This is a genomic window from uncultured Shewanella sp. (assembly GCF_947497935.1).
In the GTDB taxonomy this organism is placed as follows: Bacteria; Pseudomonadota; Gammaproteobacteria; order Enterobacterales; family Shewanellaceae; genus Shewanella.
In genome coordinates this window covers 1-434 of the sequence record NZ_CANMIO010000054.1, presented here as the reverse complement: position 1 = coordinate 434, position 434 = coordinate 1, and the positions used below count along the sequence as shown (strand labels likewise).

Sequence of the window (434 nt, the reverse complement as noted above, 5' to 3'; positions counted from 1 at the left end):
AACTCAGAAGTGAAACACAGTATCGCCGATGGTAGTGTGGGGTCTCCCCATGTGAGAGTAGGTCATTTCCAGGCGCCAAATACGAGAAAGCCCGCTACGATGTAGCGGGCTTTTTTACGTCTGTAATTTGTGAAATATTGTGCCTTTTATAGACAGGTGAATATCCATATTTAATACCAATCAGTATAAAGATTTGGTCGCTCAGCGAGAGTTTAGCGGTTCTGATGCAAGGTCATTAAGTGCTCCTGCTTTAATGACATTCACCACATCCATGTGGTTTGCAACGAGTGAAGAGCATAGTTGAACTAGGGTTAAGCTCCCTCTTTGTTCATTAAGAGTCGCAGCAGCTGAGCCGCAAAAACTCGCCATTCTGGAGCGTTTTTGGCTACCTACTTCAGCGTTGAACAGCTTTACAAGGGAATAGCCATTCTTAC

General features: G+C 44.5%; 1 protein-coding gene. It reads right to left on the bottom strand.

Features of this window, described 5'->3' with window-relative positions; genetic code table 11:
• Positions 1–201 precede the first annotated feature (201 nt).
• A partial coding sequence (locus tag Q1A86_RS21145) for a hypothetical protein (RefSeq protein ID WP_299811430.1) occupies positions 202–434 on the bottom strand: 233 nt, incomplete at its 5' end.